The sequence below is a fragment of the Streptomyces sp. NPDC060205 genome (genome assembly GCF_042728395.1).
Classification (GTDB): domain Bacteria; phylum Actinomycetota; class Actinomycetes; order Streptomycetales; family Streptomycetaceae; genus Streptomyces.
Genome location: NZ_JBHWZP010000064.1, coordinates 25,023 through 35,628, shown reverse-complemented (window position 1 = coordinate 35,628; position 10,606 = coordinate 25,023). Strand labels below are relative to the sequence as shown.

Sequence of the window (10,606 nt, the reverse complement as noted above, 5' to 3'; positions counted from 1 at the left end):
GCACGAGAGGGGCCCGGCCTCACCGCCGGGCCCCTCTCGTACGACTGGTCTCGTACGACTACGTCTCGTATCGCTGCGTCTCGTATGACTGCGTCTACAGGTACGGGCCGCCCGAACGGCCGCCCGCCCGCGGGTCCACCGGCTCCTCCTCGCCGCCCGCGCCAGGCGGCAGCGCCCGGCGCATCTGCTCCAGCTGGGCCCTGGCCGCCATCTGCTGGGCGAACAGGGTGGTCTGGATCCCGTGGAAGAGACCCTCCAGCCAGCCGACCAGCTGAGCCTGCGCGATCCGAAGTTCGGCGTCGGAAGGGATGCCGTCGTCCGTGAACGGCAGGGAGAGCCGCTCCAGTTCGTCGACGAGATCCGGAGCGAGCCCGTCCTCCAGCTCCTTCACCGAGCTGGCGTGGATCTCCTTGAGCCGTACCCGGCTCGCCTCGTCCAAGGGTGCCGCACGCACCTCCTCCAGCAGCTGCTTGATCATGCTCCCGATGCGCATGACCTTGGCCGGCTGTTCCACCATCTCCGTCACCGGAATCTCTCGGGAGTCCTCGTCTCCACCGCCACCGAGAGCCATCCCGTCCTGGCCTACGACCAGGATCTGGGGGTTCTCCGGTGACCTCTCGTTCCTCGGCATCTCCATGCCGCCATTCTCTCGCACTCGCACACGTCACCAGCGTGGTGCCCCCTCCGGGGCGTGATCCACCCTGTACGAACGTCCGCCCCGCGTCAGGCGGGCGGCGGCGCCGGGGGCGGCGGCTCCGTGGCGGCCGCTTCCGCGAGCCGCAGCAGCCGGGCCTCGCAGTGGTCCAGCCAGCGGATCTCGGCCTCCGCGCGGAAGATCAGATGCTCCAGCACGAACAGCCGCGCGACCTCGTCCCGGTGCGCGGGCGCCTCCGCGAGCGCCCGGGCCCTGAGCCGGGTGTACGTGTGCATGGCCTCCGAGAGATACCGCCGCTGTGCCTCCACGATCGCCCGTATGTCGGCCCCCGGCGCCCCGACGGCCACGGCCAGCTTGATCGCCAGTTCGTCGCGCGGCAGGTTCGCACGCTCCACGGGGCGGATGAACCAGGACCGCAGCTCCGCCCGTCCGGCGTCCGTCAGCGCGTACAGCACGTGGCCCGCCTCGTCCGCGCCCTGCTGTACGACCAGGCCGTCCCGTTCCAGCCGGGCGAGGGTCGTGTACACCTGGCCGATGTTCAGCGGCCAGGTCGAGCCGGTGCGCGCCTCGAACTCGGTGCGCAGCCGTGAGCCGTAGCGGGGACCGCGCTCCAGAAGCGCCAGCAGGCCATGGCGTATCGACATACCCGATCTGTACCCCGTACACCTGTGCGCGCCACGGCCGTCGGTGAGCGTGCCAGGACGTGCGGGCTCGGGATGCCGGTGCGGGCACCCCGTGTGAGGCTGAAGCCGCTGATCTTGGATCCTCCGTACCGGGAGGGGGTCACCGACGTGACTCCATGGCTTCGCACCCTTCGCGTGACCGCCCTGCTGCTGCCGCTGCTGGCGGGCCCCGCGTTCACGCCGTACGCCGCCGCGGACGAGCCGGTCCCCGCCGAGTCGCGGGCCGGCAGCCGGGCGGGAGAGGGCCGCGAGCGCCCGGGCCGGGAGTCGCCCCCGCCGCCGGAGGACACCGCGTCGGCTCACCCGGACGGCCCAGAGAGCCAGGAGGCCTACCTGCCCCCTGAACGGCCGGCCCGCCCCGTCGACGCACACGACGCCCCCGACCACCCGGTGAGAACCTCGGAACCCGTCCTCCAGGTACTCCCCCTGGGCACAGGCCTGATCCTGATCGGCCTGGGCCTGGCCCTGTCCTTCCTGGCCCTGAGAACCCGCAGAGCCTGAACCCTGCGCCCGCAGGGACGCGGGGAACTGCGCGACAAACCCCCACCGACCCGCACGCACACAACGAGGCGAGCCCTCGCCTTCCCAGGGGCGCGGGGAACTGCGCGACAAACCCCCACCGACCCGCACGCACACAACAAGGCAAGCCCTCGCCTTCCCAGGGGCGCGGGGAACTGCGCGACAAACCCCCACCGACCCGCACGAACGCAACAAGGCAAGCCCTCGCCTTCCCAGGGGCGCGGGGAACTGCGCGACCAGCCCCCACCGACCCGCACGAACGCAACAAGGCGAGGCCTCGCTTTTTCACGGGCGCGGGGAACTGCGCAACAAGCCCCACCGGGCCGCACCCGAAACGCCCCCCGCCGGCAGGCCTACGGCAACGTGAGCAGCACCTTCCCGATATGACTGCTCTCCTCCAACACCCGATGCGCCGCCGCAGCGTCACGCATGGGCAGCTCCCGATCAACGATCGGCCGCACATGCCCACCCGCGATCAACGGCCACACATGCTCCCGCACGGCCGCCACGATCGCCGCCTTCTCCCCACCCGGCCGAGCCCGCAACGACGTGGCGGTGACAGCGCCGCGCTTGCTCAGCAGCGCCCCGATGTTCAGCTCCCCCTTGGCCCCGCCCTGCATCCCGATGATCGCGAGCCGCCCGTTGGCGGCAAGAGCGGTGACATTGCGGCCCAGATACTTCGCACCCATGTTGTCGAGGACGACATCGGCCCCCACCCCGTCCGTGGCCGCCTTGATCTCCTCGACGAAGTCCTGCTCGCGGTAGTTGATGAGCACGTCCGCACCCAGCTCCGCGCAGAAGTCCAGCTTCGCCTTGCTCCCGGCCGTGACGGCGACCTTCGCCCCGACGGCCTTGGCCAGCTGGATCGCCATCGTGCCGATACCGCTCGATCCGCCGTGCACCAGCAGCGTCTCGCCGGGCCGCAGGTGGGAGATCATGAAGACGTTGGACCAGACCGTGCAGGACACCTCGGGCAGCGCGGCGGCCTTGTCGAGGTCCACGCCCTCGGGCACGGGCAGCAGCTGCCCCGCCGGGACGACCACCTTCTCGGCGTACCCGCCGCCCGAGAGCAGCGCGCACACCTCGTCCCCGACGTTCCACCCCGAGGTGCCGGGTCCGAGCGCGGCGATACGTCCGGAGCATTCGAGCCCCGGGTACGGGGACGCGCCGGGCGGCGGGTCGTAGAAGCCCTGCCGCTGCAGCAGGTCGGCGCGGTTGACGGCACTCGCCACCACCTCGACCAGCACGTCGCCCTCGCCGGGCACCGGGTCCGGGACCTCGTCCCACACCAGCGCCTCGGGCCCACCAGGTTCAGGAATCGTGATCGCTCGCATGCGGGCGAGGCTACTCCCGGCAGCCCGTCACGTGGGGATTGAGCCCGCCACGTGGGGCGCAACCCGCCACGTGCGGCTCAGTCCTGCGGCAGCGGCTTCATGTCCGGGGCGATCTGGCTGTGCGGACTGACCCGCACGATGGTGATCAGACGGTCCGTCAACTGCAGCTTCCCGATGGCCGGATCGTCGTAGCCGAGCACCCGATGCCCTCGTACGACGCTGACCACCAGGTCCTCGATCTCGCGGACCCCCTTGCCGACCTCGGCCTTTATGACGGGCCGTTCGGTCATGTCGAGGCCACTGCCCTGCTGGATGAGGTCCTCCATGACCATGCCCGCGCTGGGGCTGAGCACGGAGAGACCGAGCAGGCGGCCGGCGGCGCTGGCGCTGGTGATGACGGCGTCGGCGCCGGACTGCTTGAGCAGGGGCGCGTTCTCCTCCTCGCGCACGGCGGCCACGATCTTCGCCTTGCGGTTGAGCTGCCGGGCCGTCAGCGTGACGAGCACGGCGGTGTCGTCGCGCTGGGTCGCGATGATGATCTGCCGGGCGCGCTGCACCTCGGCCCGCAGCAGCACGTCGCTGCGCGTGGCGTCGCCGATCACTCCCGCGTACCCGTCCGCCGTCGCCGCCTCGATCACCTTCGAGCTGGGGTCGACGACCACCACCTGCTCCTTGTTCAGCCCCGTCGCGCACACGGTCTGAATCGCCGAGCGGCCCTTCGTGCCGAACCCGATGACAACGGTGTGCTCCCGCAAGGCGGTCCTCCAGCGGTTCAGTCGCCACTCCTCCCGAGTCCGTTCGGTGAGAACTTCGAGAGTGGTGCCGACCAGGATGATCAGGAAGAGCACGCGCAGAGGCGTGATCAGGAAGATATTGGTGAGGCGGGCGCCGTCACTGACCGGGGTGATGTCCCCGTATCCGGTGGTGGAGAGCGTGACGGTCGCGTAGTAGAAGGCATCGAGCAGGTCGACCGACTTATCGGAGTTGTCGGTGTAGCCCTCGCGGTCGAAATAGACGATGAAAGCCGTGCCGACCAGCACCAGCAGCGCCATGAGGACGCGTTTGGTGACCTGGAAGAGGGGGCGTTCCACCCGTTGGCGGGGCAGCTCCACCCGATGGGTGGCCAGCCGTTCGCCCGCCTGCCGGGCGATGGCGTCGTGGCCCGGAAGTTTCACGTGAAACACACCTCGATCCCAGCCATGGCCCAGGGCAGGTCGAGGATCTCAAGTTCCTGACCCGCCCGTGCACCGCCCGGCGGCACGACCGCGAGCGCGTCGGCCACGGCGATACCCCGCAGCATGGCCGGCCCGTTGTAGTGCAGCGGCACGGCCCGGTCCCCGCGCAGCACGACAGGAATCAGCCGGGTGTCGTACGGGTGCCCGTGCACGCCGTCCTGAAGGGGCAGCGTGTACGGCTCCGGGGCCGCGCGTCCCGCGAGGGTGCGCAGCAGTGGCTCGGCGAGCGTGAGGAGGCCGGAGACGGCGGCGAGCGGATTGCCCGGCAGCCCGACGAGGTGCTGGTTCTCCTTCAGACGCGCAAGCAGCATCGGGTGACCGGGGCGCACCTGGACACCGTCCACGAGGAGTTCGGCGCCGAGGCGGCGCAGGATCGGGTGGACGTGGTCCACGGGTCCTGCGGCGGTGCCCCCGGTCGTGACGATCAGGTCGGCGTCGGAGTTCTTGAGGGCCTTGCGCAGGGCTTCGGCGTCGTCGCCGAGCCGGCGTACCGCGATGACCTCCGCGCCGAGCGCGCGCAGCCAGGGCGGCAGCATCGGGCCGAGCGCGTCCCGGATCAGCCCGTCGTGCGGCAGCCCCTCGGTGAGCAACTCGTCGCCGAGGACCAGGATCTCCGCACGGGGCCGGGGGAGGGCGGCGACGGTGTCGTAACCGGCGGCGGCCGCGAGTCCGAGCACGGCCGGGGTGACCAGCGTGCCGGACGGCAGCAGGGGGTCGCCGGCGCGGCACTCCTGGCCGCGGGGCCGGATGTCCTGACCGTGCGCCACGTCCCGTGTCGCGTACAGCCGCTCCTTCTCGTCGGTGCGGCCGTGCTCGCTGCGGATCACGGCGGAGGCGTCCTGCGGGATCCGCGCGCCGGTGGCGATCCTGATCGCCTCGCCGTCGGTGAGGCGCTGCGGTGCGCCGTGACCGGCGAGCACTCCCTCGGCCCGCACGTCCCAGGGGCCGGGGCCCGCGACCGCCCAGCCGTCCATCGCGGACGTGTCGAAGGACGGCAGGTCCGAGAGCGCGGCGAGCGGGGCCGCGAGGACAAGGCCCAGCGCGGCGTCCAGCGTGACCGAGACGGAGGTGTCCGGGCGGCGGGGGGCTCGCCCGGCGATGGCCCGGGCTCGCTGCCAGGGCGTGGCGGTGTGGTGCTCGGCGGCCTGGCGCTCGGCGGGGTCCTTCCGGCTCGCGGCGCCCGCGGCCGGCGAGGGCACCGGACGGGAGGCTCCGGTGGATCCGGAGTCGTCGGGCACCGGGGCACCGCCTTCCTTGACCAGGGCCAGGGCTTCCTCGACGTCGAAGTCGATCTCCTCGAACTGCCCCGAGGCGGTCATCCGGCGTCCGGGCCGGCGGATCCGGCCTCCGCCGCCCAGCGCAGGGCCAGTGCCGCGGCCTTGCGGGCGGCCTCGGCGACCGCTTCGGGGCCTCCCTCGGCCCGGCCCGCCGCGTACCCGACGAGGAACGTCGTCAGCGGCGCCGCCGGGCGGGCCACACCGTGGGCGGCGTCGCGGGCGAGGTCGAGCAGGACGTCGGTGTCGACGTCCAGGTCGATGCCCAGTTCGTCCTTGACTGCGGTGATCCATTCATCCAACACGTGCCCATGCTCCCTGATACGTGCCCGGGCGGCAGCGATGTCGTCCCAGGTGTCGCAGTCGAAGGACGCGACGGGGTCGGTGATACGGGTCAGTTCGAGCGCGCCGGTGAGCCGCCGCAGCGGCAGACCGGTCAGTTCGCCGTGCTCGGCGCGCAGCGCCGTCAGCTCGCGACGCAGCGCCGAGCGGCGGTACGCGGCCACGAGCGGTTGGTCGCGCCCACCGGGGTCGGTGAGCAACACGCCCTCACTACCGCCCTGGTGAAGAGAGGTCAGCAGTTTTCGTACCGTCTCCCGGTCCAGGAACGGCAGATCGGCGGAGAGCACGACGACGTACTCGGCGGTGGTGTGCCACAGGCCTGCGTCCAGCGCGGCGAGCGGGCCTCCGCCGGGAGGGTCCTCCCGTGCCCACTCCACGGGGCGGGCTGTGGGCCGGGGTTCCGCGACGACCACGGTGACGGCCGCGCCGGAACAGGCGGCGAGGACGCGGTCGAGCAGGGCGCGACCGCCCACACGGACGCCCGGTTTGTCCGCGCCGCCGAGACGGCGGGCGGCGCCTCCGGCGAGTACGACGGCGTCATGGCTGTCCGTACCGGGTGCGCCGGAGGAACCGAACGCGTCGGAGGAACCGGGTGCGCTGGATGGCTCGAACGCGGTCACCCCACGAGTATGGGTGTCCGATGGATCATTTCCACCCCCGCGCACAGCATGTGGACGGGGGTGGCGGCGAACGGCCACGGCCTCCGCGGGGCCGAGGGGGTCACAAGGTCCGCAGCAGCACCGCCGGTTGTTCCACGCAGTCCGCCACATACCGCAGGAAACCGCCCGCCGTTCCACCGTCGCACACCCGGTGGTCGAAGGTGAGCGAGAGCTGGACGACCTTCCGCACCGCCAGTTCGCCCTCGTGCACCCAGGGCTTGGGGACGATCCGGCCGACGCCGAGCATGGCCGCCTCGGGGTGGTTGATGATCGGGGTCGAGCCGTCGACGCCGAACACCCCGTAGTTGTTCAGCGTGAAGGTCCCGCCGGTGAGGTCCGCCGGGGTGAGCGTCCCGGTCCTGGCCGCCTCGGTCAGCCGGGCGAACTCCGCGCTCAGCGACTCCGCGTCCCGGGTGTGCGCCCCCTTCACGACCGGCACGACGAGCCCGCGCTCGGTCTGCGCGGCGAACCCGAGGTGCACCTCGTCGAGCCGGACGATCTCGCGGGCCTCCAGGTCGACCGTCGAGTTGAGCTCGGGGAACCGGGCGAGCGCGGCGGTGCAGATACGGGCGAGGAGCGCGAGGAGGGAGATCTTCGGTCCGCCGGCCCCGTTCATCGCCGTGCGCGCGTGCATCAGTTCCGTCGCGTCGGCGTCCACCCAGCAGGTCGCGTCGGGGATCTCGCGCCGGCTCCGGGAGAGCTTGTCGGCGACGGCACCACGGACGCCCTTGAGGGGGACACGGGTGCCCGCGCGGGGGGCGGCGGTGCCGGACGCGTGCGGGGCGGCCGGTACGGAGGCCGCCGCCGGGCTCTGCTCCGGCCGCGCGACGGCCGGGGCGGCCAGGGCGGACGAGACAGTCGGGGCGGACGCGTCGGCCCGCAGGGCGTGCTCCACGTCCGCACGCGTGATCAGCCCTTCGGGTCCCGAACCGGCCAGCGCCCGCAGATCGACCCCGTTCTCCCGGGCCAGCCGCCGCACGAGCGGCGAGATCACCGGCACGGGTCCGTCGGACCGGGGCCCGGCATCGACACTCGCGCCCGCCGCGGGCGCCGGCGGCGTCGCGACAGCGCGGGCCGCGCCGGAGGACGCGCCCGGTGACCGGTGGCCGGGGCCCGTGCCGGACGCGGGCGGCCGTACCCTGCGGCGCCGGGCCGGAGGCGCCTGCGTGCCGTAACCCACGAGCACGTTCCCGGAACCCTCGTCCTCGCCGCCGGAAGGCCGCGCTCCGGAAGCCGGGGCGTCGAAAGCGGACGGGCCGAGGTCCGCCCCGTCGAAATCCGGTGTGCCGGAAGCCGGTAGGCCGGAGGCCGGCGCTCCCACCGCGACCGTCAGCAGCGGCGAGCCCACGGGCAGTTCGGTGCCCTCCTCGCCGTAGCGGGCCGTGACCACGCCGCCGTACGGGCAGGGGACCTCGACCATCGCCTTGGCCGTCTCGACCTCCACGACGGGCTGGTCGACGGCGACGACATCGCCGACCTGGACGAGCCAGCGGACGATCTCGGCCTCGGTGAGTCCCTCACCGAGGTCGGGCAGCTTGAACTCCAAGACCTGGGCCATCAGCTCTGTGCCTCCCACTGCAGCCGGGCCACCGCGTCCAGGATCCGGTCGACACCGGGCAGATGGTGCCGCTCCAGCATCGGCGGCGGATACGGGATGTCGAACCCGGCCACGCGCAGCACCGGCGCCTCCAGATGGTGGAAGCACCGCTCGGTGACCCGCGCGGCGATCTCCCCGCCGGGCCCTCCGTAGCCGCCCGACTCGTGCACCACGACGGCCCGGCCGGTGCGGCGCACGGACGCGGCGACCGTCTCGTCGTCGAACGGCACCAGGGAACGCAGGTCGACGACCTCCAGGTCCCAGCCCTCGGCCCGTGCCGCGTCCGCGGCCTCCAGGCAGACGGGCACGGACGGCCCGTACGTGATGAGCGTGGCGCTGCGGCCCGGCCGGCGGACCACCGCGCGGCCGATCGGCTCCACGGCCCGCGGCTCGTCGGGGTTCCAGGCGTCCTTCGACCAGTACAGCCGCTTGGGCTCCAGGAAGACGACCGGGTCGTCGGAGGCGATGGCCTCGCGCAGCAGCCCGTACGCGTCGGCGACCGTCGCGGGGGTCACGACATGCAGCCCCGGAGTCGCCATGTAGTACGCCTCGGAGGAATCGCTGTGGTGCTCCACCCCGCCGATGCCGCCGCCGTAGGGCACGCGCACGGTCAGGGGCAGCGGCATCGCCCCGCGGGTGCGGTTGCGCATCTTCGCCACGTGTGAGATCAGCTGCTCGAAGGCCGGGTACGCGAAGGCGTCGAACTGCATCTCCACGACCGGCCTGAGCCCGTACATGGCCATGCCGACCGCCGTGCCGAGGATGCCCGCCTCGGCCAGCGGGGTGTCGGTGACGCGGTCCTCGCCGAACTCCTTGGCGAGGCCGTCGGTGACACGGAAGACACCGCCGAGGGCGCCGACGTCCTCACCCATCACATGGACGGTGGGGTCGTCGGTCATGGCGTCCCGCAGGGCCCGTCCGAGGGCCTGCGCCATGGTGGCCGGCTTCACCGCGACGGTGGTCATCGCGTCTTTCCTTCCGGCTCGTGCGCGTGTGCGTCCGCGTCGTCGTGGTGGCGTGCCTCGGCGTCCAGCTCGGCGCGCAGCTGCGCCTCCTGCTCCAGGAGCTGCGTGGTCGGCCGGGCGTAGACATGCGCGAACAGGTCCATGGGGTCGAGGACCGGGTCCTGGTTCATGCGCTCGCGCAGGTCCGCGGCCATCGCCTCGGCGTCCTCGCGCACGGCGCGCATCCCGTCCTCGTCGAGCAGACCGCGCTCGGTGAGCTCGTGCTCCATGAGGGCGATCGGGTCGTGCGCCCGCCAGGCCTCGACCTCCGCGTCCTCGCGGTAACGCTTGTCGTCGTCCGCGTTCGTGTGCGCCTCCATGCGGTACGTCACCGCCTCCACGAGCGTCGGGCCGAGACCCGCGCGCGCGTGGGCGATCGCCTCGCCGAGGACCTCGTGCACCGCGGCGGCGTCGTTGCCGTCGACCAGCCGGCCCGGCATCCCGTACCCGACGGCCTTGTGGGCCAGTGAGGGGGCGGCGGTCTGCTTGGCGAGCGGGACGGAGATGGCGAAGCCGTTGTTCTGGACCAGGAAGACCACCGGGGCCTGCCAGACGGCCGCGAAGTTCAGTGCCTCGTGGAAGTCGCCCTCGCTGGTGCCGCCGTCGCCGATCAGGGCGAGCGCGACCACGTCGTCGCCCTTGAGGCGGGCGGCGTGCGCGAGGCCCACGGCGTGCGGGAGCTGGGTGGCCAGGGGCGTGCACAGGGGGGCGATGCGGTGCTCGCGCGGGTCGTAGCCGGTGTGCCGGTCGCCGCGCAGGAGCGTCAGGGCCTGGACGGGGTCGAGGCCCCTGGCGACCGCCGCGAGGGTGTCCCGGTAGCTCGGGAAGAGCCAGTCGCGCTCTTCGAGGACGAGCGCGGCGGCGACCTCGCAGGCCTCCTGGCCGGTGGAGGAGGGGTAGACCGCGAGACGGCCCTGCTTGGTGAGGGCGGTGGCCTGCGCGTTGTACCGGCGGCCCTTCACCAGCTCCGCGTACAGCCTGCGCAGCAGATCGGGGTCGACCCGATCGGCCGCCCGGGTGCCGAGGACGCGGTGGGGCAGCGCGTCGGGCAGCAGCGGCGCGGGGTCGGTACGTGGCTGCCAGGCGGGCGGGGGCGTCGGCCGGTATGCGCCTCGCTGCTCCATGACCGTCATGTCGGCACCTCCTCGTGGGAGTCGCTTCGAAAGACCCGCCGAGAGTGACGCGCCTCACCTACCGATTGTTCGGTCGTCGGCACATTTTGGCTACAGGCACCTCCAGGCTGTGGACAAACGGTTCTGCACAGCCTGAGATGGGTGCAGTACGTCCATGGTAGGGAGGCGGGG

10 protein-coding genes are annotated in these 10,606 nt (G+C 72.6%); 1 reads left to right on the top strand and 9 read right to left on the bottom strand.

From position 1 onward, the window contains the following. Nucleotides 1-94: 94 nt before the first annotated feature. Together ACFWGJ_RS14320 and ACFWGJ_RS14315 are read right to left on the bottom strand one after the other, a co-directional pair. On the bottom strand, nucleotides 95-637 hold the full coding sequence (locus ACFWGJ_RS14320; protein ID WP_387323672.1) for a bacterial proteasome activator family protein: 543 nt from the start codon (nucleotides 635-637) through the stop codon (nucleotides 95-97). A gap of 86 nt (nucleotides 638-723) precedes the next feature. Next, nucleotides 724-1,299 carry a PadR family transcriptional regulator gene (locus ACFWGJ_RS14315; protein WP_387323670.1) on the bottom strand — a complete coding sequence of 192 codons (576 nt, stop codon included), beginning with the start codon at nucleotides 1,297-1,299 and terminating at the stop codon, nucleotides 724-726. Nucleotides 1,300-1,446: 147 nt separating this feature from the next. On the opposite strand from ACFWGJ_RS14315, the gene ACFWGJ_RS14310 reads away from it, so the two are divergent. Further along, a complete protein-coding gene (locus tag ACFWGJ_RS14310; protein ID WP_381834626.1) occupies nucleotides 1,447-1,839 on the top strand; it encodes a hypothetical protein in 393 nt (130 codons plus the stop codon). A 371-nt stretch (nucleotides 1,840-2,210) separates the two neighbouring features. Here the strand turns inward: ACFWGJ_RS14310 and ACFWGJ_RS14305 are convergent, their stop codons facing one another. From ACFWGJ_RS14305 to pdhA, 7 genes are all read right to left on the bottom strand, one after another. Next, nucleotides 2,211-3,191 carry an NAD(P)H-quinone oxidoreductase gene (locus ACFWGJ_RS14305; RefSeq protein WP_387323668.1) on the bottom strand — a complete coding sequence of 327 codons (981 nt, stop codon included), beginning with the start codon at nucleotides 3,189-3,191 and terminating at the stop codon, nucleotides 2,211-2,213. A gap of 77 nt (nucleotides 3,192-3,268) precedes the next feature. Next, nucleotides 3,269-4,366: a potassium channel family protein gene (locus ACFWGJ_RS14300; RefSeq protein ID WP_387323666.1), complete on the bottom strand. Its 1,098-nt coding sequence runs from the start codon at nucleotides 4,364-4,366 to the stop codon at nucleotides 3,269-3,271. Next, the gene (locus ACFWGJ_RS14295) at nucleotides 4,363-5,745 is read right to left on the bottom strand and encodes a molybdopterin molybdotransferase MoeA (protein WP_387323664.1); all 1,383 of its coding nucleotides are present in this window, start codon (nucleotides 5,743-5,745) and stop codon (nucleotides 4,363-4,365) included. Before ACFWGJ_RS14295 ends, ACFWGJ_RS14300 begins: the two co-directional genes overlap by 4 nt. Further along, nucleotides 5,742-6,662, bottom strand: coding sequence for an NTP transferase domain-containing protein (locus ACFWGJ_RS14290; protein ID WP_387323662.1), 921 nt, complete (start codon nucleotides 6,660-6,662; stop codon nucleotides 5,742-5,744). Before ACFWGJ_RS14290 ends, ACFWGJ_RS14295 begins: the two co-directional genes overlap by 4 nt. Before the next feature lie 100 nt (nucleotides 6,663-6,762). Continuing rightward, the gene (locus ACFWGJ_RS14285) at nucleotides 6,763-8,259 is read right to left on the bottom strand and encodes a dihydrolipoamide acetyltransferase family protein (RefSeq protein ID WP_387323659.1); all 1,497 of its coding nucleotides are present in this window, start codon (nucleotides 8,257-8,259) and stop codon (nucleotides 6,763-6,765) included. Continuing rightward, nucleotides 8,259-9,263 (bottom strand): alpha-ketoacid dehydrogenase subunit beta, encoded by a 1,005-nt coding sequence (locus tag ACFWGJ_RS14280; RefSeq protein WP_210881494.1) that lies wholly within the window; start codon nucleotides 9,261-9,263, stop codon nucleotides 8,259-8,261. The genes ACFWGJ_RS14285 and ACFWGJ_RS14280 overlap by 1 nt, the downstream gene beginning before the upstream one ends. Next, the gene (pdhA, locus tag ACFWGJ_RS14275) at nucleotides 9,260-10,435 is read right to left on the bottom strand and encodes a pyruvate dehydrogenase (acetyl-transferring) E1 component subunit alpha (RefSeq protein WP_387323657.1); all 1,176 of its coding nucleotides are present in this window, start codon (nucleotides 10,433-10,435) and stop codon (nucleotides 9,260-9,262) included. The genes ACFWGJ_RS14280 and pdhA overlap by 4 nt, the downstream gene beginning before the upstream one ends. Nucleotides 10,436-10,606 lie beyond the last annotated feature (171 nt).